We start from the raw sequence: 23,137 nt of genomic DNA, 5'->3' as shown, positions 1-23,137 counted from the left end.
ATACTAAGCTGAATCGGTACGAAATTTAGATATATTATGAGGAGGATTAAGGAAATGGACGAAAATGTTACCGACAGGGAAAAGCCTGTCTGCAGGGGAGAAATCGCGCTTCCGCTTGCAATCGTCATTAACAGTTTTGGAGTTGTTCTGATGTTGTATTCCGGATCCGGAATATCGGCTATCTCCAGTGTGCCCTTTGCTTTTTCTGAAGTTCTTCCGGCTCTGTCGCTCGGAACATGGACATATCTTTTTCAGGGACTTCTGATATTAAGTCTGATGTTATTGAGAAAACGTTTTGTTTTTCAGTACCTGTTCAGTTTTGCGGTAGGTTTCGTATTTGGAGAACTTCTTGATTTCCATGAACTGTGGGTCGGCATACTGCCGGACAGTTTATTATGCCGTATATTTTATTTCATTATGAGCTATCTTCTGATCAGTTTCGGAATCGCGCTCTCAAACCGCTGCTGTCTTCCCATTGTGCCAACCGATCTTTTTCCGAGGGAACTGGTACAGATCACCGGCATTCAATATCCGAAAATCAAAATATCATTTGATGTAATCTGTCTGGCCGTTACCGCCGGCTTAACGGAGATCTTTCTCGGACATCTGGACGGATTAGGAATCGGGACAATTTTCGCAGCGTTTACAATGGGAAAATGCGTGGGAATAATCGGGAACTGGCTGGATCATGGCTTCCGTTTCACTTCGTTTTTAAATAAAATTCCCGGAACCTGTTAAGCAGGGAACAGACTCTTCTGTATACAGGAAATCACTTTTCACATTTTCTGATATTATGGTAAAATATCCATGGATATTGCAAAGCGACGAATCAGCCATACAGGAGGAATATACTGTGAAATATAAAAATATTGTGTTTGATTTTGGAAATGTAATCGGAAAGTTTGACGGAAATTATATTCTGGAACAGTTCTGTTCTTCCCGGGAAGATATGGAGCTTCTCATCCCTGTCCTCTACCGCAACTGGCTGGATCTCGACGCCGGTACAGTTGATTATGAAGAAAATATCGAAACAACGGCAGCGCTGGTTCCCGCGCGGCTGCAGGCAACTGTCCGGGACTTTTTCCGAAGATGGCCGGAGTATGTCAGACCCATCCCGCAGACGTATGAACTGATTTCCCGTCTTCGGGAAAAAGGCGCGGATCTTTATCTGCTCTCAAACGCATCCACCTATTTCGCCGGTATAGCTTCCGACTGGCCCATTCTCCGGGATAACTTTAGCGGAATTATCTTTTCGGCGCCGGTAAAAATGGCCAAGCCTGATCCTGACATTTATCTTTACCTTTTCCGTACATACGGGCTGAAACCGGAAGAATGCTTCTTTATCGATGATCTGAAAGATAACATAGAAGCCGGAAGGAAACTTGGAATGGACGGGATCGTATTTACAGGAGATATAGAAGCAGTCGAAAAATATATTGAATTCTGACAATTTGAGCAAAAGGGGACGGAGCCCTATGAAAAAGGCTCCGTCCCCTTTTGCTCAAATTTACAGATTTCTTATCTTGAATTCTCTCTGTGCTTCTCTTTTCTGATCTTTTTTTGCTATATCGTTTCTCTTATCATACAGTTTTTTTCCTTTTGCCAGGCCGATCTCGACCTTTACCAGACTTCCGCTGAAATACACCTGCAGCGGTACGACTGTGATTCCCTGCTCCTTCATTTTTCCGAAGATCTTGTCGATTTCTTTTTTGTGAAGAAGAAGTTTTCTGACGCGCAGCGGATCTTTATTGAAGATATTTCCCTTTTCATAAGGTGATATGTGCATCCCGTAGATAAACACTTCCCCGGATTCTACCCGGATGAATGCCTCTTTGATGCTGCACTTTCCCATGCGCAGAGATTTTACTTCCGTTCCGTGGAGCACAATTCCTGCTTCGTACTTTTCCAGGATAAAATAGTCGTGGTATGCCTTTTTATTGTTGGCAATTAGCTTTTTTTCTGTTTTAGCCATGACAACCTCTCTTACAATCTGTTTTACTGCAACCTGTTCTGTCTTTTATAATATCATTTCTAAATTTTATGATATAATCTCAAAATTTACTGTTCTCTGTAACCTGTCCGCATCTGTCACACGGACGGCAACAGTCTGACCAAGCTTATAGGTTCTGCCTGTATGCTGACCGCAGAGTTCATAGCTCTGCTCCAGAAATTCATAGTGATCATCCCGCATATCAGCCACATGCACCAGTCCTTCCACCGTATTCGGAAGCTCCACATACACGCCCCATTTTGTCACACCGGAGATCACGCCTTCATACTCTTCTCCAATATGATTCTGCATGTATTCCGCCTTCTTCAGCCTGACGACCTCACGCTCCGCCTCATCGGCTGTTCTCTCCCGGCTGCTGCATTGAGCGGCTGTTTCGGGCAGAATTTTCCGGTAATGCTCCATTCGTTCTTCGGTAAGTCTGCCCCTCAGATCTTCCTTGATAATCCGGTGAATCTGCAGATCCGGATACCGTCGTATGGGAGAGGTAAAATGGGTATAATACTTCGCCGCCAGTCCGAAATGGCCCGCGTTGTCAGTGGAGTACCTTGCCCGTTTCATGGCACGCAGTGTAAGACGGCTGATCAGCGGTTCCTCCGGTGTTCCTTCCACTTTTCCCAGCAGTTTCTGAATTTCTTTCGGCCGCACTTCATTGCGGGTGTGAATATGATAGCCGAAATTATTAATAAATGTGCTGAGCTGCCGGATCTTTTCCTCATCCGGCTGTTCATGTGTACGGTATAAAAACGGAACCTCTCTCCAGAAATATTCCTCAGCGACAGTCTCATTTGCCAGAAGCATAAAATCTTCGATAATTTTTGTGGCGTCGTTTCTCTCATAGGGACGGATATCCGCTGCCCTGCCGTTTTCGTCCAGAATTACTTTTGTCTCCGGAAAGTCAAAATTAATGGAGCCTCTCTTGCCCCTCCGGGCGCGTACGATATCCGAAAGCTCTTTCATCATTTTTATCATGTGAACAAACGGTTCATTCTCCTGTAGCTCCTTTTCATCGCCGTCCAGCATTTTCGCCACACCGGTATAACTCATCCTTTTATCCACACGGATTACTGTCTCTGCGATCACATGATCCACCACATCTCCGGAAGAGCTGACTGTCATGATGCAGGACAGTGCCAGTCTGTCCTCCCCTGCGTTCAGGGAACAGATCCCATTGGAAAGCTTATGGGGAAGCATGGGGATCACCCGGTCCGCCAGATAGACGCTTGTCCCCCGTTTCAGCGCCTCCCGGTCCAGGGCACTTCTCTCCTGCACATAGTTTGCCACATCGGCAATATGCACGCCAAGCCTGTAATTTTCTCCCTCCCGGGTCAGAGAAACCGCGTCATCCAGATCTTTTGCATCCTCACCGTCAATGGTCACCATCTGCCACTCCCGTAAATCCATACGTCCCTGACAGTCGGCAGGACTTACGTCTTTTCCGACTCTTACAGCCTGATTCAGCGCTTTCTCCGGAAATTCCGTCTCAATTCCAAAATCCATTACAATCGAAAGGATATCCGTTCCCGGGTCATTAATGTGTCCGATAATCTCAGCCACTTTTCCTTCCGGCTTGGCATTTTCTCCGCCATAGGACGTCAGTTCTACCAGAACTTTATGACCGGTCATAGCCCCGTTTTCTTTTCCTGCGGGAATGTATATATCTTTCAGATATCTCTGATTATCCGGCCTTACAAATCCGAAATTTTTATTCTTTTCATACATACCCACAATTCTGGTAACTGTATGGGAAATAATCCGGACTATTTTACCTTCTTTTCTCTGTCCGCCCCGGGATTTTATGATTATATATTCAACCTCGTCGCCCTGAAACGCACCGTTTATATTCTCTTCGGAAATAAAAACATCTTCCTCTCCATCCGAAGGAGTTACAAAACCAAATCCTCTGGCGTTGGCCTGAAAGCTCCCGGAAAAACGCTGCGCAGCACCGCAGCTGTATTTTCCTCTTTTCGAAACAGAAATCTTTCCTTCTTCCACCAGAGCGTCCAGCACCTGCCGCAGCTCCTCTCTCTGTTCCCCCGGAATCTGAAGCAGAATAGCGATCTCTTTTATCTTCATCGGAACATAAAGGTCGTCCCGCATAAAGTCATATATCACTTTTTTTCTTTTTTCAAATGTCTGATCCATAAACCTTATCCTCCTGCTTTCCCGCCATACGGGCCGGCAGACTGTGCTCGGGCGCCGGCCGTAAGACACAGCCGCCTGAAAAAGACCGTAAGACGAGAAAAACACTCTATATCCGCATAGAGTGTTTTATCAGGTATTATCTTCCGATATAGAATATTCAATACATCCAGGTAATCCCTTGATCATTTATTCAGGAATCCCATATTAAGGACTACCGCGAGAATCATAAAGAGAATGGCAAGGAATTTTGTGGATTTCACCAGCGCGCCTTCCATTGACCTTCCTTTATTCTGTCCCCAGTATGTGTCTGCTACGCCGCTGATTGTGCCGAGTCCTGCTGACTTTCCTTCCTGAAGAAGAATAATCGCAGCCAGAGCGATGCAGTCTATAACAAAGATAATTGTCAGTACAATTCTTAAGATATCCATTGTAACACCTCCTGCGGATAAACCATAAATAGTCTAGCACAGGACGGCCCACTTTGCAAGAATTTTTATATGATTTTCCCTGCATCCTAAAATGAAATTTTAAATTCCACCCCTCTAAGGGACAGTAGAGTTTACTTCTGCACAGTTGATATTTACTCTTTCATATATTCATGGTATGGTTATCTCTCCTTCTGACAGCAGTAGAAGGAGGCACATTGATGAGTAAATATATTCCTGGTAACCAGAAACATCTTACCCTCGAAGACCGTATCTATATCGAAAATGAACTGAACAAAGGCACATCCTTTAAAGATATTGCCAGGTTCCTGTGCAAGGACCCTACCACAATCTCAAAAGAAGTCAGGGCTCACCGGCTCTCGGATTGGTATCATAAAGGGACTTTCTATAATGCCAAAAACTTCTGTACCCACCGCTATCACTGCAGGAAGACAAATGCCTGCGGAAAGATTGTCCTGTGCGGCATCAAATGCGCATCCTGTCCTACCTGTAACCAGACCTGCAAAGACTTCGAAAAAGAACGCTGCTCAAGGCTTGACCGGGCTCCCTATGTCTGCAACGGCTGTACGAAAAAAATCAGTCACTGCACGATCGCCCACAAATACTCTTATAACGCCAGGTTTGCTGACAGGAAGTATCGGGAAACACTTCGGGATTCCAGAACAGGGATCAACATGACGAAACGGGAACTTCACGAAAAGGATCTGATCGTTTCCCCTCTGATCGAACAGGGACAGTCCCCTTATCATATCCTGACAAACCATCCAGAACTGGATATGTCCGTCCGTACGATGTATTCCTATCTTGATCAGGGACTCTTTACGGCACGTAACATAGATCTGAAGCGGAAGGTCCATTTCAAGCCAAGGAAGTGCCATAAAACACAGATCACGGACAGAGCCGTCTTCACCAACCGGTTATATCGCGACTTTTGTTCCCTCGGTCTAACAGACTATGTTCAAATGGATACCGTACATTCGTCCAGGGAATCAAAAAAGACCTTGCTGACTATGTTTTTCACCAAAGAGAAGCTCTTCCTCGCCTTTCTGATGAACCGATGCACGAAAGGCGCTGTCCGTCTTGTTTTTGACCGTCTGGAAAAGCGTATGGGAACTTTTGAATTCGCTTCCGTGTTTGAATATATCCTGACGGACCGGGGCTCTGAATTTGGTGACCCGGATGCTTTGGAGACCGGTGTAAACGGAATACAGCGTTCCAGCATTTATTACTGTGACCCGATGCAGAGCGGGCAGAAGGGCGGACTGGAGCAGACACACACGATGCTCCGGATGGTTCTGCCGAAAGGCACCAGCTTTGAGTTTCTCACACAATGGGATGTCAATCTGATCGTGAACCATATCAACTCTACTCCCAGGGAAAGCCTGGATGGAAGAACGCCATACAGCGTTGCATTGGAAACGCTGGGAGGAGAGGTCTTAAACGCATTTCAGCTTAGGCCGATTGCCCCGGATGAGGTAAATCTGACACCTAAGCTGATCCGCTTTAATCACTAATCAACTGATCGAAATCTGCTGTCAGACTGGAAGTAAACATTTCACATTTTTTAGATGTGACCGGTGGAATTCAGTCTCGCACACTATTTTTCAGCGGTCCGTTTCCTATGCCCAGAAATCAAGTATTTTTCGATGAGTTGAGCTAATTATAGCAGAAAAGAGGATATTTTGCTCAAAAATCTTCTGCAAAATCGGCAAAAAACAAAGTGTGGTGGAATTTAACTCTGCACTGGAATTTAAAATTTCAAGTTAGCATTTTCCCTGCATTTTCCCTGCATTTTTCCGCGCATTTCACTGCCGGGGCTCAGACAGAGGTCCGCGGACTGTCCGGCAGGATCCCCTGTTCTCTGAGAATTTCCCGGACACGAGGATCCGCATCCGTCAGATCTCTGCACGCTGCCGCCCAGGCAAGCCGATAGCCGCCTTTGCAGTAATACCCGTCTGCCGTGCCCTCTTTCATGCCCCGGGTCAGATACAGCGAATGCCAGCTGTCATACTCACGGTCGCCGCTGTCAAATACAGGAACGTCAATCGTCAGCTCCACCACCCGGTTTCCATCACCATCGGCATACACATTCACCTTCGCCTGTCCGATTTTTTCCGTTCGTTCCTCCAGCTTTTCACTGCACAGAAAATCTGTGCAGAAGGCGTCCCTCAGATTCTCATAAGACGCAAACCGCAGCTTTATCCCGAAATCAAACTGCAGACTGCGTTCCTCCGGTGTCAGTTCTTTTTCTGAATGAAAAATTCTCATTACAGTTGTCACTCCTTCCTGTGCAATTCCAGCATGTTAAAAACCTCTTCATCAGCGCCGCAGCTCAGAAACTCAGAAGCAGAAAAAACATAATTCCCGCACACGCCGTCAGAACAACTGTCTCGCCAAATAGAATCCATTTCAGAATACCGGTTACCTTAAGGCTGTGACCGGCTCTTTTTTCTGCTTCATGCAGCATCTGCTTTAAATTCTCACACTGCATCTGAAAAAAGTGAGACTGATTCAGGAAACTTTCATTTCGTTTCTGCAGATCCTGAATATCATTTCTCTGTGCGGCTAATAATTCATTTGCACTGTTTTTGTCTTTTTGCAGACTTTGAATTGTCCGCATGTCCTGTCTGTGCTGTTCTCTGAGCTGCGCATTTTCTCCTTCATTTCTGATACAGCGCTGATTCAGCTCCCTTTCCTGTTCCTGAAACTTTTTTATCTGCCCGCCCAGCAGACTGTGTGTCTCAGCCAGTTTCCGGTACTCCTTTATATCTCTGCCCTGGGCGTCCATATTTTCCCGCATGCGGCGCAGATCAGTCTCTACACTGCTGAAAATACTTTTTTCCTGTTTTTCTTTTTCTTCCATCTGGTGCAGCTTCGTTGTCACCCGGTTGATTTCACAGGTCGCTCTTCTGCAGTACTCCTCTGCTTTCTCACAGTCTCTCGCAACAATGAAGCCGTTTTCATAAAAGAAGGCAAGGTTAAACAGCGCCTGAGGCAGATTGTACTTTGCCGCATATTCATAATACCTGAAAGCCTCTGCCAGATCTCTGGGCGCTCCCTCGCCGAACTGATAAGCGCAGCCCATGTTAAAAAAAGCCGTGGGATTGGGATTTATACATTCTGTCGTTTTCTGATACCAGTAAAAAGCTGTTTCATAGTCTTTCTGTTCATAATAGTACTCCCCAAGTTCATAGCAGGAATCTGCTTTTCCGGAATCCGCTTCTTGTTTCAGTTTTTCAAGTTCTCTATACTCAGCCATTTAAAAATCATCCACCTTCTCCCGGAAAATCTTTCTGCATAAATATTCCTTCAAATTTCTGAATATGTCCGGGCAGCGGTCTTCCAGAATACTTTCCGCACCTTCCATAACATAATTTTTAAAAAATGCCGACGAAAGCATCTGATCTGAAACAGCTTCCTCCCGCCCCAGCGCTCTGACTTCGTCCCAGATATCATAAACAAATCTGCACAGAACGGATCCCATGAAGTCCTGCGCTTCCAGCCCAATCGCCAGGCAGAGTTCCTCATATCTGCCGCTGCGCCCCCGGCTCAGATTATCTTTTTTCAGAATGTCTTTCATATTTTTATCCATGTATTTCCGGAACAGAACAGTCTCTCCCTTTTTTACAAAGCTTCCGTCCTTCTGTTCATAGTACAGAGTAAACATGCGATTCAGGAACATATGAATCATGCCCATCTCGCGCTTGCTCTTTTCAAAATACATCCGTTTCACTGCCAGGAGCGCGGTTTCAAACAGCACACTGAATCTGTCCACTCCGTCATATCTGTTCCATTTCTTCAATATAACGGTCAGATCATATATAAATTCTCCCGTCTGTTCCCTCCATCCGGCACATTCTGTCACAGCAAGACTGTTTAAATATGCCTGCATGTGTCTGCTGACTTCTTTATATATGTTTGCATCGTTTAATACAGAATTGGCAAAAAACGAATCGGAAAGCCGGTTGTCCGGCGCGTCTCCATTTCTGAACGTCGCCGCAAGTGAATACTCCTCTTTCACATCTGAGAGCAGTATTTTTACTTTGCATGGCTTCGTCATGTAATCCGTCCGTACCAGAGCCTCTCCCTGACGCAGAGAGGCGAAGCTGAGAAGGTCGTCCGGAAGCAGCATGCATGACTGCATGACCCTAATATCATTGCTGTTGTCAATCCGGTGTACAATCTTCGTCGCTGAATTTTTAATTACATCCTCCGCAAGCTTTGTAGGACTCTGATCCACAATCAGCATTCCTTCCCCGAACGCCCTGATTTCCGCCATCATATTGCTCAGTAACTCTACCAGCTGTCCCGTCGGATCCGGCCCGCCGCTTTTCTCATTCTTTTTGTTGTTTTTAAAAAGCCGATGTGCCTCCTCGATGATAATCAGATGCTCCGCCTTCTTCTTTTCTCCGCTGTCCGGAAAATGATTCTTGCGGTACTGGTAATACTGTGTCAGTATTGTTCCCATAACAAGACACTTATCCGCGTCATCCGCCAGGCCTTCCAGTTCCACAACACAGTGGTCCGTCATAAGCGCCTCATAGTCCGGGTGCGCAGTCGTATTCAGCAGAACACCTTTATACCCGTTCGCAAAGGACCGGATCCTGCTGAGCAGCGCGCCTTTATAATTGCCTTTTACTTCCTCGCTGTAGTCCGACCGTTCCAGATAATCCTGAATCTCGCTGCACAGATCTGTAAACGTAGGATAAAGATATTCTTCCGGAAGACTGTCCCTGTATATATTTACATTCCTGACAATATCCCATCCGGAATCAATGTAGATATTATACAGACACTGCTCCAGAATATTGGGCATCGCTTCTGTCAGTTCAAAAGCTGACGCAATAATTGTACGGATACTGTCTATATGATAGGCCAGGCTTGCTCCCTGAGGGAACCAGAACGGATTAATCTGCATGATACCGACATTCCCGTCTGTTTTTGCGTCCGTCTTCATTGTCAGTACTTTCAGATCCGGAAATATACTTTTCAGCGCCCGGTATTCTCCCTTTACCGGCTCTATGACACAGAACGGCAGAGACGCTCCCCGGATAAGGTGAAACATGGTATTTGTTTTCCCCCCGCCTGTCATTCCGCAGATAAAAGCATGCCTGCTCAGCGCGTCCGCGCTGAGGTAAAAAGGCGCGATCTGAAGAGAGTTATGAAGCAGATTCCCGACCTGAAACCCTTCTCCCCGGATATTTTCCGAAACAAGGGAAAACTCTTCATTCTCCTTAAAGGCAAAACCGCAGAACTCTTCAGCAGGGAAAAATAAAAGGGGAAGCACTTCTTCCTGATTCATCACAAAGCCGGTTCTGTCCGGCTCCTCATCCGACCAGAAAAGCCTCAGACCGCTGTATTCCAGTGTTCCGCTCAGAACAGACGTAAGGCTCTGAATCGTTTCTTCACTTCGGGCAGCTGCGGAAATCTGGATTCCCCATGCGGCTGTATCCAGGCTGTTCTGCAGCCTCCGCATCTCATATTCCAGCGGTTCAAGCATGTTCCAGGCATTTCTGTCCGTATCCCGCCCGCTGACCGCAATTGAAAAGGAATGATTCTCTCCTGCCTGATTCTTACCGAATACCGTATCTTTCCCTTCCCGCAGAATATTATCTTTTGGATTTCTGCTGCTGCCGAGGACTGAAGAATAATTACAGTTAAGTTCAGAATAAAATTTCAGTTTATTGTAACAGCGGGCCAGTTTCTCTCTCTGCTTTTCTACTTCATATATTCCTGCGGCGGAGAGCGGGCAGAGCCGGATGGAAACCGTAAAATCCCCGCTTGCGGGAAGCGCCTTCAGAACCGCCGTTGTCCACGATTCAAGCTTCTTAAAATCCGGCTGTTCCTTCTTCCTGTCTTTACCCGGATATATCATTCTGCCGCAGGCGTAAGCCCTGCATGGGTAAAGAGGGAACTCTCCCGCAGGCACTGTTCTGACCTGGCCATATACACTCCGGATCATAGACTCAATTACATCATCTTTCATTTCGCATGATGAAAGGACAAAATCTGTCTTCATCTGCTGATCCGCCGATACTCTGCCGGTTACCGTCAGCATAACATCTTCTTCGTACGCTGCCAGAACATGAGCCATATGCAGGGCAGCCTTCTGCAGGCTGCTGTCCTCAGAAGCTGACTTTTTATTCTGTTTCTTTCTTCCCAGCTCCTTTAGCGCCAGGCGGCTGCAGTAAGACGGGCGAGGAAGCTCAACCCGGAAATCTTTCAGCAGATTCTTCGCTTCTTCCAGAACAGGATCCAGAGATATCTTTTTCAATCCTGCATCTTCCAGATCAGCAATCGGAAAGTTATGAATAATCTGGAGGAATTCCTCCCTCCGGTCTGTATCCTCTTTCCCTGTAAATTCCGCCATATTGTCCAGGATTTTTCTTACAAATGCAGTTTCTATATTCATCTGTCAGCACCTCCGGTTACTCAAGCAGATCGTTCAGAATATTTCCTTTCAGACTCTGGAACACGCTGTCGTCCGTATACTGGCAGGCAGTGTCAAAATCCTTCTGGACAGCATTCCGGAATTCTGTTTCATATGCCGCGATTCTGTCCATCTTTTCCTTCGTCTGTTTTCCCGCGCTGTAGTTTCCCTCCGCGACTTCTTTCAGCTGCTGCGCCGTCTCTTTGAGAAGTTTTCTTATCTGTCCCCGGAGCACAAGGAAAGGTTCCTTTACGCCTTCTTTTGCGCTCTCTGTCCAACGCGTCATATTATTTGTAATCGCGCTTGTCCCTATCGTGTTTACTTCCTGAGTAATATAGTCTCTGTCGCTCTTGGAAAGCGCAAGATTAGAAAACAGCTCTCTTACACCTCCCGAACCATCAATCTGAAGATAATCCCTGGAGGAAAGAAGCGCTCCGTCCTTGACTGCGTTTCTGATATCACGGAGGACGGATTCCGTATACTTTTCAGTAATATTCTTATTAAAGTCAATGATTGCGTTAGCCGTTTCGTTCCCCGCTTCCGACAGCCTGTCCTGACTGGCTTTCAGGTTTGCCTCTATAACATCTATCTGTTTGCCCACATATGTAATCAGGCTGGTTTTCAAAGAATTCAGGGTTTCCTCCACCGAGCTGTTTCCTGCGATCTGTTTTTCATACTTCCGCAAGGCAAGACCGAGTTTTTCCGGGAAATCTTTTTTGAGGCCATTCAGCTGTCTCAGCGATTCCTTATATATCTTCTCGATTTCTTCATTAATCGCCTGAAGTATTTCCCCGTAGTTTTTGTTAATTTCTGAGACGTCGAAGGGAATTGTTCCGCACTGGGTTCTGAGCCTGCTGTAGACGTTGTAATTCTTACTGCTTTTGTCATCGATCCTTGCGCTGTTCCAGAAAAGTGAAAATTCATTAATCAGATTAATATTCTCCGTCTTGTATTCGTCAAGAGCCCTGGAAAACATCTGGAGATACCGGTCCGGCATGGAACGGAGCGCAAGTTCTGTCAGTTTTGTATCAATACTGATATGAGACATCTTGTCAAGCGCGTCTGCGATGGGTTTATCGGACGCCGCAGAAAGAGTTCCTGACAGCTCGTCAATCACATTTCCGGCAAGATGCCCCGCCGTCTCATAGCTGTCGGCCAGCGCCACGAGCGGCATTATAATATCCAGAAGCAGGCTTCTTATCTGAATAACAGCGGTCTTTGTACGTTCATATTTTCCTCTTTCCAGATATGAAGCACGAAAAAATTCCGACAATTCAGCAATGTTGGACGTATTATATTTCTTCTCCAGTCTGCTTTTTATCCGGGCAGCGGTTTTCTGCTGAATAACCTCTTCCGGCTCATCTTCAAAGTCAGCCCCGGTATCTTCATATACTCCGGCATATTTTCCGATATAATACTGGGTGCGTTCAATCGGAATGCCGCTGTACGCATATTCTCCCGCAATAGCGGAATACAGCCAGATATCTTCTGCTCTTTTCTTTACCTGAACGCTCTCAAGAATACTGAGCACTTTACTTATACTTGTCTCTTTCTGCGCAGAACCCTTCAGCAGATCCGCCTTATTGAGTACTGGAATAATTCTGTTCCCTTTATTCACAATATCCTTCAGTTTCGCGCTGCTCAGCATCTTTCTGAGCGCCATGGTGCCCACGTCTTTTACTGTATAATCCACCAGGAAAACCATAGCGTCTGACGCCTGTATCGCCTCAGTCGTAATATCGTCATGCCCTTTCAATACTTTTCCATTTACATTTTTCTCTGCCGCAAGAGCGCCCAGTCCGGGCAGATCTGTAATCACCATTCCGCATCTGAGCAGCTCACAGTCCCACTGAATCTGAACCGAATAGTTCAGGGTACCAGCCGGGAAACCGAAAAATTTCAGGGTTTCATTCCGCATCCGGTTGACTTTTTTTTCTATTTCCCGGAATTCCAGACTGTTCTGCCCCACATATACTGTCAGAAGAATCATCATGAATACCGCGATATGCTTCGGATCTTTCTCGTCAAAATAGAGAAGATCCTCCACCTTTATGGGACTTTCATTAAAAATGTCCTTCGGGGTAAAATACTGAATGTTTTCGATTACTGCTACCTGTGTCACCGCACAGGCATACTCTTTCAGTTTCTGTATATGCACACGTCCCAGATTCGCGCAGTCTATATCAAGAATCCGCTTCTTTGTATCATCATCGTTTACGGTGATCCGCACTTTATTGCCGTATATCAGCTTTGTGCTGGCGCAGGTCGTTGTCAGATTGCAGGTAGACATCAGCGGGTACCGGATCAGAGAATTGATGACGGTTGACTTTCCGCAGGACTGTTCCCCCGCAAAACCGATATTGTAGTAGAACATCTTCAGATCCTGCAGAGAATTTTTCACAGCCTCATAAGTCTCCTTGCTGTCCTGACTGATCATCCCTTCCTGTCCGAGTTCCCGCAGCATTTTCTGCCCTGCGTTATAAAGGGACGCCTGGAGAATATCTACAGCGCTGTCCCCCTGAACTTCCATCGCGCTCTGTCCGGCGCTTTTCTGATTTTCCGGATCATTCCCTGGCTTTGTTCCTTCCGGCCTTTTTGCTTTTGCTGAATTTAATCTCATAAGTCTGCTCCTTAGTATAAATAGAATTCTTTCTTTTGTACAAAATTTAAAAACTGTCCGCTATATGTCCGAAACTACAGGTTCTCTCAAAAAATACCTTCACATTTTCGTCAGAATAACTGTCGCCGGCCGCCGGCAGACCATAGCGGTCCCACATCATAAAATTTCCGTCCGCACGAAGTGTAGCCGCCGATATTTCTTTCCGCTGCCATCTCAGACAGCGCTTCTCATTTTCAAGACTGCCGGAACAGATATTTTTCATATCTGCGAAAAAATCCCAGCCGCGTTCCTCCAACGCCCTCTTAATCAGCTGCAGATGATTCTTACTTTCCGGCGCACACAGAACTTCCGGATCCTGCTGGACCCAGATCCACAGCTTATTCATTCCATAAGAGACAGGTTCAAAATCGAAATCTTCTTCCGTGCGTCCCAGCAGCATTACGGCGTCCGCCGCATCCGCCTGTTCCTGACACAGACAATCGGACAGCAGAAACTTCCAGCCCTTTTTTCTCTCTGCCATCAGATCCGCGGCTTCTTTCAGCAGTTTCTGATCTTTCGCTGCCAGGAGCCAGACCCTTTCCGTATTCAGTACCTTTTTGCACTCCTCCGCTGTATCCTTCAAAGTTTCTGAACTGTCAAAGATCACTTTGTATGGAATTTTTACATCCGCCATTATCATGTCAATCTGATGCAGGAACTGTTTCCGGTAACTCTGACGGTTTACATCGACGATTGAAATCACCCACTGCCGTATATCCGGGTTGTTCTGAAACATCATCTTATGGTACGCTTTCACCCCTCCTGAGAACGAGGTCAGAAGAACATATCTCCAGGCCTCCTGAGAATCCTCCGGATGCCGGATCCGGCATCCATTTTCGATAAATTCCCCGGAGATATCCGGATACAATACAGAGGCGCCGGTTCCCAGCAGATTTTCAATATCTTCCTTTTTCTCATAAAGCATCTGGCATTCTGAATCCACGATTACTAAATTCATCTGTACCTCCCCGTTTACTCCATTTCCTTCTGACACTGGTCAATCAGGTTTTCACTTATAGAATCCAGCCATCTGACAAGATGTCTGCTGTTGTATTTTGCCTGGTTCCCGCATACCTGTGATATGAAATTTCTCAGGCCTTCTTTCTGTTCCGCCGTGCTATAGACCTTTCTGTCCGGTTCAGACGCTATGCGGTTTATCTCGCTCTGACAGCGGAGGGCGTTTGCCGCTCCCACGCCGATAATTACAATGCCCGCCGCTTTCACCATAACAGAGACCGGTCCCATCCCCGGTATAATGATCCAGGACACCGTTTCCGCTACAGCGCCGGTGACAGCGATTCCCGCGGAAAGATTCCGTTCTCTTTTCAGGCTCTCGATCCTTTTCCTTCCGGAGGAGGCTCCGGATTTGCTTTCCGGTTTTGAAGCGCTCCGGGGTATTTCCGCGGATTCGCGCCGGCACAGTTCAACCTTCGGCATTTCTGTCTCCAGCATAACGGAGGCCCACAGTATTTCCGCCACATCCTCAGACATCCCTGACCGTACAACAAGATCTGCCGCCATCTCTTTTACTTCGCTCTTCAGAGATCTGATGTATTCATTCATGTACTTCGACTCCAGCATAATAATTGCCGAAACCACCTCTGACGGAGGCTTTTCAGATACCTGGGCTGATATTTCCCGGTATATCTTTTTCACTTCAGCATATACGTCTTTCTTCTTTTCTTCAAATGCTCTGCTGATCATATCCGGATTAAAATTTCCCATATTCTGTTCTCCTTATCTGAAAAATGTCAAAACAGCCGCTTTCCCGCAGTGTCAGGGGCTATTTCAGTCTGCTGTTTTCTTTTGCGATCTGCTCCACTTTTTCAGCCTGATGTTCCAGTTTCATGGCTGCTGTCTCCACGCCGAGTCCTTTGTTTTCCGCCTGCTTCAGCATTCTCTCTCTGAACTCGAGCTCCTTTGCTGCCCTTTCCATTTTTTTTGCTCCTTCAGCTTCTTTTTTTGCGGTTTCTACCGCTTTCATTGTTTCATATGACATAAATCTTTCCTCCCTTCTGATAATAAAAGTTACAGTCAATTTTAAACGTATTGATACCCGGCTTCAATTCATATGCGGCGAAAGTGCTGATATATGGCGGTAAAACGCAGGGTTCTCCGGTTTTTTCGGCTTGTCTTCATTCCTGGTTTTTACTATAATTGTTTTGTCTGCAGAAACGAATTCAGACTGCTGTTTTTTCAGTAAACGAAAGAGGTGAGCGCTATGGTCTATAACGGATATATTTTATGCGGCAGCACAGATACCGCAGTATGTGCCGGACTTTACCCCTCTTTCTTTCATCCGAGAGTGAAACTTCAGATATCTTCATTTGAGGCTTTTTCAGCGAAACCAGCTGGAAACGACAATGGAAATATTGATATTATTGTTGCTGAGCTCTCTCCGGAGGATCCCTCGGAGAGCTGGTTTCCGCTTCTTCTGGAACTGATAAAAAACCAGCCGTATCTGCGGATTATTTTTGTTCTTTCCGGAAATATAACCCATGACTTTTACTGTCTGAACCAGATTCCGTTTTCCTATCTTATTCCGGCCAGTCAGGCAGAGCTTCTGCTTCGTACAGGTCTGGACAAAGCAGTGGAAGAACTTGACCGCTGCAGTTCCGTCCGGCATTTTAAAAAAGCAGGCATCTCAGCCGAGTTTTTTTCCGCTGTTTTCTTTTCAACCGATAATCTTATCGGAAAAGGATCCCACGGCTGCCACGTTCACTATCCCGGCGGACGGACGGAATACACCCGGCACTCTCTGAAAAATATTCTTTCCGAACTCCCGGCAAATTTCATACAGATCCACAAAAGCTATGTGCTGAATATGAATTACTTCGGAAAGCAGCTCCGCAGATCCCGTGCCAGCGGGAAATCACGGGACGAATATGTCAGGTTGAGTCACTCGGGATATCCGGAAGACTTCCTTATCCCTGTGGGGCCAAAATACCGCAGGAATATACTGGATTACATTCTGAACAAATATTCCTATCCGTTTCTTGCGGATGAACATGGAAAGGAGGTTTCGGAAAATGAGGACTGATATTCTGGAATTCTGCCTGAACCAGCTGTCCGCGGTTATCCTGTTTACAGTTTTCTGTGTGTGCGGCATCCGTCTGCGCAGATTTTCCGCAAAGGCGACTTTACTAACTGCCGCGGCCGCTTTTTCCGTGATTCAGCTGCCCCAGATCATGTTTCCTTCCTTCTTTTTACTGTCGGCTGAAACTCCGCCGGAAAATATAAGCATGCATATTATTTACTGGGGACTTTCCATCTGCGCCCAGTATCTGGTTCTTTTTGCGCTGACAAAAAGAGAATGGCTCCGTACCCTGTTTTTCTACTCTGTGTGGGACGCGCTGACCTCGGTAATTCTCTCGGTACTGATGGCCGGAACACAGCAGCTCTTTTCCGCGTGTTCCCCTGAGACGCAGGCAGCTGGATCTTTCATGCTTTCCGCGGCGGCTGCCGCATTAAGTATATGGATTCTTCAGATCCCCGCGGTAAATCGTCTGCGTTTTCCCGCATGGATCTATACGCTTACTGTTCTGCTCTATTCCGGCGTCCGTTTTTTCAGTACGATTCTGCTCTACAGCGCAGAAGATGAAAAAGCGGCCGCAGCCAGCTCATATACTGCCCTGTTCTTCAGCATCTTCCTGCTGCTGTTTACAGCGGCCGCATATTTCTGCATGACCGCCTTTATTAAAAAACGCTGCACAGAACTGGAAGATGCTCTGCACACGTCGGCTGCCCCGGAAGGACTGTCCTATGTTCTGCACGGACTGCGCGCGGAATGCCGCAGAAGACACGTGCGTCTCAGGACACAGACCGCATTGCCGGAACAGTCTGTTCTTTTAGACGGGAGCATACTTTTCGCAGCTGTACTGATCTTTCATATTCTCCTGGACGGCAACGGCAGGACTTCCGCTCCGGAGAATATTTCCCCGGAGATCCGGTTCACTGCGCAGGAAAAGAAAGGATTTCTTATCTTTTCAGCAAGTATGCTTGTTCCGGATCCGTCCGCTGTCCGCCGGGCGCCTTTTCCGGATTTTGCTGCTTCTGTCCGCTGCTCTCTCCGCGAGATCCTGCTTAACAGCATACTTCGCAGATGTCATGGCCGCATTCAGTATCTTGACAGCGACCTGGCAGTACGGCATCTGAGAGTTATTATCCCCCTTCCTGCATAATCGGGCAGAAAGGGGGAATCATTTCTACCGGAACAGATTCATAATAAGCTGCCACAAAAACATAACTGGCACCACCTTTCTTTTTATGATGGCACCAGTTTACTCTTTCCGTTTTTAAAATCATCCAAGTGTTTTCCGTCTTCTATTCCGACAGAAGCTTCCCTGTTTCTTCCTCCATTTTCTCCTGAATCCTGCTGATCCTGCTCCAGCATTCCTCCTGTTTCTGATATGCGTCTTTCGCATCCTGCTGCCACCGGACGTCATCCGGAGCATAGGCGTCCAGACCGCTGAATACCTGGTCTGTCATATATTCCAGTTCGTTTTCTTCCAGAGCGGCCAGGAACTCATTGGTGGCATAATACATATACCGGTTCAGTTCGCTCTGCACCTGGGACATGTATTCTGCTTCAAGCTGAAAGGCATCCGCCGTCGTCTCATCTTTCAGATCTGTTTCTTCCAGATACCATTCAAACCGCTCCAAATCATCCAGATACTGCTGTCTGTCCGTTTCTCCCAGCGCACAGAGAGCGCTGAATTCTGCCGCGGACATGCCTCTTTCCTCCATAAACGCTTCTGCTTCCTCCGAGATAACAGATCCGTATTCCGCAAGTTCAGTTTCCTCGATAGCATTGTATGATTTCCGCAGAATCTCTGCCGCCTGTTCTCTCCCGCTGTCTGTGGGGAAAAGGGCATATTCTTCTATGGCTCCAAGGGCTTCTGTATACCCGGACGCCATATCATCCTGAGGAATATACATGGCTTTGAATGCTTCTGTAAATGCTTTCATCTCCTCCGATACCGCCGGACGATCCGCCCGGTCCTGCCCGGTTTCCGCCGGAGCACAGCTCCCCGCCGTCACTGCGGTCAGCAGAACTGCCAGAAGCGCCGGTATCACACCTGGACTTTTCATCTTCTCTGACATTTTTCCTCCTTTACATGCCCCCGAGACGCATCTCCCTTTCCGCGTCTTCCAGCGCCTTTTCCATGTTTTCCTTTTCCGCCCGTATCTCCTCCTCTTCCGCGCGGATTGACTGATAGAGCGGATATTCTCTGAGCATCTGTTCATATTCCTGTCTGTATGCATCCGGATAGTCGTTCAGAACCGAAGCAGTTGTCCAGTTCAGCAGCCCGGACCGGGCGTCCAGATACTCTCTGTATCTTTCCACTGCATTTTTCCTTTCATGATCCGTGTATCCGGCAGACGGATTCAGCCTGTGGGACAGACTCTGCATATACTGCGCGGCATCTTCAAATGATTTTTCCGGAAATGTATACACATCCTCCAGATCTTCCTGTTCCAGATCAAGCCGCAGGTTCTCCGCGAGCGGCAGATACACAGAGACGGATGCCTCTTCATGCAGGCGCGCATAAAACTCACAGCTTTCCATGCCGCTGAGCATCTGTTCGTTCCAGTTTCCGTAATTCTCTTCCAGCGATCCTTCTTCCAGCATATCTTCCGCCTGGTCAAGCATGTCATACTGGGTCTGTATAACAAACCATGCGCTTCCTGTTACCAGCCCCATATTTTTAATGCTGTCTTCCACTTCTGCCCTGTCATTTTCGAAAAATGGATAGGAGATCTGTGTCCAGATCATAAATCCGGCGGTTCCCGCTCCGGCACAGACTGCCAGAATCCAGCTGTTCCTTTTGAATCTCTGTCTCGCCCTGGTCCGCATATATGTCTTTTTCCGGGCTTTTCCCTGCTCTGCAAGATAAACACACAGTTCCTGATGGCTTACCGTCCATCTTCCGTCCGAGTCCGCAAGAAGCTTCAGGGTATCTGACAGCAGACGGTTTACAGCAAAATCATACCACTGCCATATATCCGGAAAAGCGCCGCGTATTCTTGCTCCATTCCGTGCATATTCGGGGAATGCGAAGAGAAAGGCCCTGTCCTGGAGAAGGCTGTAACATTTCTCCGCGGTATGCATGATTCTTTCTGTTGAAAGGCTTCCCGCTTTTTCGCATTGTGACGCGGCTGCCGGCAGAAAATGTTCCAGCGCAAATCTGGCCGCGCAATATTCATCGTCGTCCTGCAGAATGCGTTCCAGTTTTTCCTCAATACTGATAAAATACCGGTCAAACAGATCTCTGACTCTGACCGGGAAATATTCATCCGCCCCTTCCGTCCGTTCATCAGAGCTCTCAGAAGCCATAATATCAAGATACATTCCCATAAACATCCGGTTGCTCAGAAGTCTGCCTGCATCGCTTCTCTCCGGCAGAGGGATATTCTTTTCCGCACATATCCGGCGCTGCTGTTCCCTGCTTAAGCCGATCACTTCATATATCCGGAAGTCTGTACGCCATTTTCTCCCCGGGGCAGCGTTTCTCTCTGTAAGAATAACTGCTGTGCCTTTTTTCCGCGTCAGCTCCCGGATCTCATATGTAAGATGTTTTCTGTGCCCCGCTTCATCCAGCCCGTCCAGAAGGAATAGAAATTTCCCGTCGGATTCGAGCAGACGATTCAGGCAGGTCATCTCTTCTGCCTCCTGACGGCTGTCAGGCCGGAGCTTTTCCAGAATATACCGGCGGATTGCGTCTCCTGTTCCGTTATCCCCCGTGCACGCTGCCAGCGGAACATAGACCGGAACCGGCATATGCTCATCATAATATTCCGTATACCGTTTCCATATACGCAAAAGCATGCCGGTTTTTCCCGCGCCGCCTTCTCCCAGAAGGAGCACGTTTCCTTCCCCTGCCTCTTTCTCAAATGTTTCTTCATCGATCTCTTCCATCTGTTCTGTACGCAGATACATGGAACATTTATAGTTCGGCGCGCGCATCTGCTTCTCGCAGGCCAGACGCTGCCGTCTGCCCGCTTCCCACAGCGCAGCTCTGGTAATTCCGCGTCCTTCGATTCTGGCCAGCCACTCCCGGAGATCGTTTTTCAGCTCTTCACATTCCTGATATCTCACCGCAGGCGACTGGGACAGACCTCTTCCAAGTATCTGCCGCAGTTTCATGAAAGCCGTAACCGGAATATTCTCCAGACAGGGACAGTTGTCAAGCGCCCTGTTCAGCTCCTTTCTGTTCGTCTGTTCAGACCGGGTCAGTTTTCTCCCCGTCAGCAGATAAAACAGAACCGCGCATACAGAATACAGATCTGAGGCCCTCCCGAAATATTCCGTTCTTCCCAGCATTACTTCCGGCGCGGAATATCCTTCCTTTTTCCCTGTATAAAGTCCGTTGTCCCGGCTCTCTGCGGATATTTTCCATGCGCAGTTGTAGTCAATCAGAAGAAGCCGGTATTTCGTTTTCCCCGGCATTGGAATGATCAGAATATTATCCGGGCTGATATCAAGGTGAAGAAATCCTGTGTCATGAAATATTTTTACCACGTCGGCCAGCTCTTCCATAAACAGACATATTTCATGCAGTCCAGTGTGTTCCCGGTTTCTGTACTGCTCCAGCGTAATTCCTCCGTCAAACGGATACACCGTATAAATTGTCCCGTTCATATACCAGGAATTAATATTTCCGGCCGCTGCTTCGGGATGGGCCGCAAGACAGCTCAGATGGATCTCATTTCCTGTCCGGAAACTTCTTTCATGCATCCGGAAATATTCTTCCTGCTCCGGCCTGCGGCAAATGCGCCCGTCACTGCCTCTGTATATGCCTCTGTCCTGGTGCCGGGGAAACAGCTCCTTTATCAGTACATAATGACAGTATTGTTTCTCAACCCCGTCCTGATAAACCGCTTTATATACGATTGCGTTCGAACCGCTTCCCACGGCATTGATTATCCTGTATTCTGTATTCCCAAGCGTCAGCCGGCTGCCGCTGCCAAGATACTGCCTGCCATCTTCCATAAATTCTTCCTTTCATCCGGAATCCGCCGCGGCAGATCCCTCTTCAAACAAAAGATTTCACAGTGCTTTATCTGTATTATATATCCTTTTTCTCAGAAAAGCCGCACCTATTTTCCTTCCCTTCAAATCATGTTATACTGACCATAGCTGACGAAACAGACAGGACCGGAACACCGCCGTTTTCCTTGTCAGTATTTCTTCAGGAAGAGCAACGCGAAAGGAGATTTCATATATGCGTCTGGAACTTACAGATCTTTCCGAACAGACATACCGCACGATAGGAGCTGTGGGAAAAGACCCTCTCTCAGCCATCGATTTTCTTCGCTCAGATATACAGATCAGAGAATTTTATCCTTCTCTCCGGCAGCTTTATCCGGAACCAGATATAAAAGAACGTCTTGTAAATGGTTTTTCAGAAATTTCGCCTGATACGGAACGCGCGTCTGTCATCAGACGGGTTCAGAACTGGATAAACGGGAAAAACGTTCCCTCAGGCCGCGAGGATATTTTCATCATTGTCTTTTCCCTGCATCTGTCCGAGGAAGATGCATCCTATCTTCTTGGCTTTGTGTCTGATTACGGCATCCATTACCGTTCCCCTAAGGAACTTGCCTATTCCTACTGTCTGCGCACGGGCAGAACATACCCGGAAGCCGTCCGCTTTTTCCGGGTTCTTCCCCGGGATGCCGCCTGTCAGCCAGCTGGAAGCGAATCTGCTCTGCATACCGAAGACGTATACAATCTGTTCCGCAATATCCGGACTGACAGAGAGTTCCTCAGTGAATACAGAAAATATCTGCAGGAGCTTAATTCCTTTCATCGGACTTCCTACGAAGCATTCCGTACATATTACGATATTCTGTCCCAGAATCCTCCGGAAAACCAGACCTCAGCTGAAAAGAAACCCTCTGGCTCAGACTGCAGAAAACTGTCTGTCGATGACGTGGTTTCCAGCTATCTTTCTCTGGGGATGCCGTCCGGAAAAAAACGCCGCCATCTTACTCCTCTGCAGAAAATGCTGAAAAACGGATGGCCGAACACTACCGCCCTGTCCAACATACTCAACCAGAAGGAAAATCTCACCAGAAAGCTTCTTACCCTTTTGTATATTGTCACCCAGAATATTGTTGATCCGGAATATACCGAACTGGATGAAGCCTACCTGACTCCATGGCAGCGGCTCGACGAACATCGCTGGATTCTGGATTCTGTTCTTGACAGATGCGGAATGAACACGCTTGATCCGAGAAATGCATGGGACTGGCTGGTTCTTTATTCGCTTTACACAGAACCGGATGAAGATATGGACGAAAGAATGCAGATCATTATACGGTATTTATTCAGAGGATAAGCTGCCCGGCAAATGTCCTCCCATGCAGGCATGGCGGCCGCCTGCCGGGCATATCGCGCAAAAATACTGCGGGAGAAAACTGTGTCTTCACAGATTCTTCTCCCG

Annotated in this window: 19 protein-coding genes; 6 read left to right on the top strand and 13 right to left on the bottom strand. The window is 47.3% G+C overall.

Annotation, left to right across the window (positions count from 1 at the left end):
- Positions 1–54 precede the first annotated feature (54 nt).
- Both AC0QUU_RS05715 and AC0QUU_RS05710 read left to right on the top strand, forming a co-directional pair.
- The gene (locus AC0QUU_RS05715; protein WP_474545113.1) at positions 55–738 is read left to right on the top strand and encodes a DUF6198 family protein; all 684 of its coding nucleotides are present in this window, start codon (positions 55–57) and stop codon (positions 736–738) included.
- 115 nt (positions 739–853) lie between these two features.
- On the top strand, positions 854–1,447 hold the full coding sequence (locus AC0QUU_RS05710) for an HAD family hydrolase (protein ID WP_474545111.1): 594 nt from the start codon (positions 854–856) through the stop codon (positions 1,445–1,447).
- 60 nt (positions 1,448–1,507) lie between these two features.
- Here the strand turns inward: AC0QUU_RS05710 and smpB are convergent, their stop codons facing one another.
- The 3 genes from smpB to secG form a co-directional block, all read right to left on the bottom strand.
- Positions 1,508–1,972, bottom strand: coding sequence for an SsrA-binding protein SmpB (smpB, locus tag AC0QUU_RS05705; protein WP_474545109.1), 465 nt, complete (start codon positions 1,970–1,972; stop codon positions 1,508–1,510).
- A 66-nt stretch (positions 1,973–2,038) separates the two neighbouring features.
- Positions 2,039–4,153, bottom strand: coding sequence for a ribonuclease R (gene rnr, locus AC0QUU_RS05700; protein ID WP_474545108.1), 2,115 nt, complete (start codon positions 4,151–4,153; stop codon positions 2,039–2,041).
- A gap of 182 nt (positions 4,154–4,335) precedes the next feature.
- Positions 4,336–4,581 (bottom strand): preprotein translocase subunit SecG, encoded by a 246-nt coding sequence (secG, locus tag AC0QUU_RS05695; RefSeq protein WP_474545106.1) that lies wholly within the window; start codon positions 4,579–4,581, stop codon positions 4,336–4,338.
- 218 nt (positions 4,582–4,799) lie between these two features.
- On the opposite strand from secG, the gene AC0QUU_RS05690 reads away from it, so the two are divergent.
- Positions 4,800–6,113, top strand: coding sequence for an IS30 family transposase (locus tag AC0QUU_RS05690; protein ID WP_087210550.1), 1,314 nt, complete (start codon positions 4,800–4,802; stop codon positions 6,111–6,113).
- A 304-nt stretch (positions 6,114–6,417) separates the two neighbouring features.
- Here the strand turns inward: AC0QUU_RS05690 and AC0QUU_RS05685 are convergent, their stop codons facing one another.
- The 7 genes from AC0QUU_RS05685 to AC0QUU_RS05655 all read right to left on the bottom strand — a co-directional run bounded on the left by AC0QUU_RS05685 (position 6,418) and on the right by AC0QUU_RS05655 (position 15,687).
- Complete coding sequence (locus AC0QUU_RS05685) at positions 6,418–6,867, bottom strand: hypothetical protein (protein ID WP_474545104.1); 450 nt, start codon at positions 6,865–6,867, stop codon at positions 6,418–6,420.
- A 64-nt stretch (positions 6,868–6,931) separates the two neighbouring features.
- Positions 6,932–7,858 carry a tetratricopeptide repeat protein gene (locus AC0QUU_RS05680; RefSeq protein WP_474545102.1) on the bottom strand — a complete coding sequence of 309 codons (927 nt, stop codon included), beginning with the start codon at positions 7,856–7,858 and terminating at the stop codon, positions 6,932–6,934.
- Positions 7,859–11,011 carry an ATP-binding protein gene (locus AC0QUU_RS05675; protein ID WP_474545100.1) on the bottom strand — a complete coding sequence of 1,051 codons (3,153 nt, stop codon included), beginning with the start codon at positions 11,009–11,011 and terminating at the stop codon, positions 7,859–7,861.
- 16 nt (positions 11,012–11,027) lie between these two features.
- The gene (locus AC0QUU_RS05670; protein WP_474545098.1) at positions 11,028–13,649 is read right to left on the bottom strand and encodes a dynamin family protein; all 2,622 of its coding nucleotides are present in this window, start codon (positions 13,647–13,649) and stop codon (positions 11,028–11,030) included.
- Positions 13,650–13,695: 46 nt separating this feature from the next.
- The gene (locus AC0QUU_RS05665) at positions 13,696–14,646 is read right to left on the bottom strand and encodes a hypothetical protein (RefSeq protein ID WP_474545097.1); all 951 of its coding nucleotides are present in this window, start codon (positions 14,644–14,646) and stop codon (positions 13,696–13,698) included.
- 14 nt (positions 14,647–14,660) lie between these two features.
- On the bottom strand, positions 14,661–15,413 hold the full coding sequence (locus AC0QUU_RS05660; RefSeq protein WP_474545095.1) for a hypothetical protein: 753 nt from the start codon (positions 15,411–15,413) through the stop codon (positions 14,661–14,663).
- Positions 15,414–15,471: 58 nt separating this feature from the next.
- Complete coding sequence (locus AC0QUU_RS05655) at positions 15,472–15,687, bottom strand: hypothetical protein (protein WP_474545094.1); 216 nt, start codon at positions 15,685–15,687, stop codon at positions 15,472–15,474.
- A gap of 222 nt (positions 15,688–15,909) precedes the next feature.
- On the opposite strand from AC0QUU_RS05655, the gene AC0QUU_RS05650 reads away from it, so the two are divergent.
- Positions 15,910–16,728 carry a LytTR family DNA-binding domain-containing protein gene (locus AC0QUU_RS05650; protein WP_474545093.1) on the top strand — a complete coding sequence of 273 codons (819 nt, stop codon included), beginning with the start codon at positions 15,910–15,912 and terminating at the stop codon, positions 16,726–16,728.
- The gene (locus AC0QUU_RS05645; RefSeq protein ID WP_474545091.1) at positions 16,718–17,869 is read left to right on the top strand and encodes a hypothetical protein; all 1,152 of its coding nucleotides are present in this window, start codon (positions 16,718–16,720) and stop codon (positions 17,867–17,869) included. Before AC0QUU_RS05650 ends, AC0QUU_RS05645 begins: the two co-directional genes overlap by 11 nt.
- On the opposite strand, the gene AC0QUU_RS05640 is transcribed toward AC0QUU_RS05645, so the two are convergent.
- Genes AC0QUU_RS05640 through AC0QUU_RS05630 form a run of 3 tightly spaced genes read right to left on the bottom strand, consistent with a single transcriptional unit; the run spans position 17,850 to position 21,681 of the window.
- Positions 17,850–17,993 carry a hypothetical protein gene (locus AC0QUU_RS05640; RefSeq protein WP_474545090.1) on the bottom strand — a complete coding sequence of 48 codons (144 nt, stop codon included), beginning with the start codon at positions 17,991–17,993 and terminating at the stop codon, positions 17,850–17,852. The genes AC0QUU_RS05645 and AC0QUU_RS05640 overlap by 20 nt on opposite strands.
- A gap of 18 nt (positions 17,994–18,011) precedes the next feature.
- The gene (locus AC0QUU_RS05635; protein WP_474545088.1) at positions 18,012–18,791 is read right to left on the bottom strand and encodes a hypothetical protein; all 780 of its coding nucleotides are present in this window, start codon (positions 18,789–18,791) and stop codon (positions 18,012–18,014) included.
- A gap of 10 nt (positions 18,792–18,801) precedes the next feature.
- A complete protein-coding gene (locus tag AC0QUU_RS05630) occupies positions 18,802–21,681 on the bottom strand; it encodes a protein kinase domain-containing protein (protein WP_474545087.1) in 2,880 nt (959 codons plus the stop codon).
- A gap of 232 nt (positions 21,682–21,913) precedes the next feature.
- Here AC0QUU_RS05630 and AC0QUU_RS05625 point away from each other — a divergent pair, with 232 nt between their 5' ends.
- Positions 21,914–23,032: a hypothetical protein gene (locus tag AC0QUU_RS05625; protein WP_474545085.1), complete on the top strand. Its 1,119-nt coding sequence runs from the start codon at positions 21,914–21,916 to the stop codon at positions 23,030–23,032.
- The last annotated feature ends 105 nt before the right edge of the window (positions 23,033–23,137 follow it).

The sequence above is a fragment of the Mediterraneibacter sp. HA8405 genome (assembly GCF_056148955.1).
This window is presented reverse-complemented; position numbering and strand designations above follow the sequence as displayed.

Coding starts and splice junctions, on each gene's coding strand:
- AC0QUU_RS05665 (WP_474545097.1), bottom strand. CDS start 14,646: ATGAATTTAGTAATCGTGGATTCAGAATGCCAGATGCTTTATGAGAAA.
- AC0QUU_RS05635 (WP_474545088.1), bottom strand. CDS start 18,791: ATGTCAGAGAAGATGAAAAGTCCAGGTGTGATACCGGCGCTTCTGGCA.
- smpB (WP_474545109.1), bottom strand. CDS start 1,972: ATGGCTAAAACAGAAAAAAAGCTAATTGCCAACAATAAAAAGGCATAC.
- AC0QUU_RS05640 (WP_474545090.1), bottom strand. CDS start 17,993: ATGATTTTAAAAACGGAAAGAGTAAACTGGTGCCATCATAAAAAGAAA.
- AC0QUU_RS05675 (WP_474545100.1), bottom strand. CDS start 11,011: ATGAATATAGAAACTGCATTTGTAAGAAAAATCCTGGACAATATGGCG.
- AC0QUU_RS05655 (WP_474545094.1), bottom strand. CDS start 15,687: ATGTCATATGAAACAATGAAAGCGGTAGAAACCGCAAAAAAAGAAGCT.
- AC0QUU_RS05715 (WP_474545113.1), top strand. CDS start 55: ATGGACGAAAATGTTACCGACAGGGAAAAGCCTGTCTGCAGGGGAGAA.
- AC0QUU_RS05685 (WP_474545104.1), bottom strand. CDS start 6,867: ATGAGAATTTTTCATTCAGAAAAAGAACTGACACCGGAGGAACGCAGT.
- AC0QUU_RS05630 (WP_474545087.1), bottom strand. CDS start 21,681: ATGGAAGATGGCAGGCAGTATCTTGGCAGCGGCAGCCGGCTGACGCTT.
- rnr (WP_474545108.1), bottom strand. CDS start 4,153: ATGGATCAGACATTTGAAAAAAGAAAAAAAGTGATATATGACTTTATG.
- AC0QUU_RS05680 (WP_474545102.1), bottom strand. CDS start 7,858: ATGGCTGAGTATAGAGAACTTGAAAAACTGAAACAAGAAGCGGATTCC.
- AC0QUU_RS05660 (WP_474545095.1), bottom strand. CDS start 15,413: ATGGGAAATTTTAATCCGGATATGATCAGCAGAGCATTTGAAGAAAAG.
- secG (WP_474545106.1), bottom strand. CDS start 4,581: ATGGATATCTTAAGAATTGTACTGACAATTATCTTTGTTATAGACTGC.
- AC0QUU_RS05625 (WP_474545085.1), top strand. CDS start 21,914: ATGCGTCTGGAACTTACAGATCTTTCCGAACAGACATACCGCACGATA.
- AC0QUU_RS05650 (WP_474545093.1), top strand. CDS start 15,910: ATGGTCTATAACGGATATATTTTATGCGGCAGCACAGATACCGCAGTA.
- AC0QUU_RS05690 (WP_087210550.1), top strand. CDS start 4,800: ATGAGTAAATATATTCCTGGTAACCAGAAACATCTTACCCTCGAAGAC.
- AC0QUU_RS05645 (WP_474545091.1), top strand. CDS start 16,718: ATGAGGACTGATATTCTGGAATTCTGCCTGAACCAGCTGTCCGCGGTT.
- AC0QUU_RS05670 (WP_474545098.1), bottom strand. CDS start 13,649: ATGAGATTAAATTCAGCAAAAGCAAAAAGGCCGGAAGGAACAAAGCCA.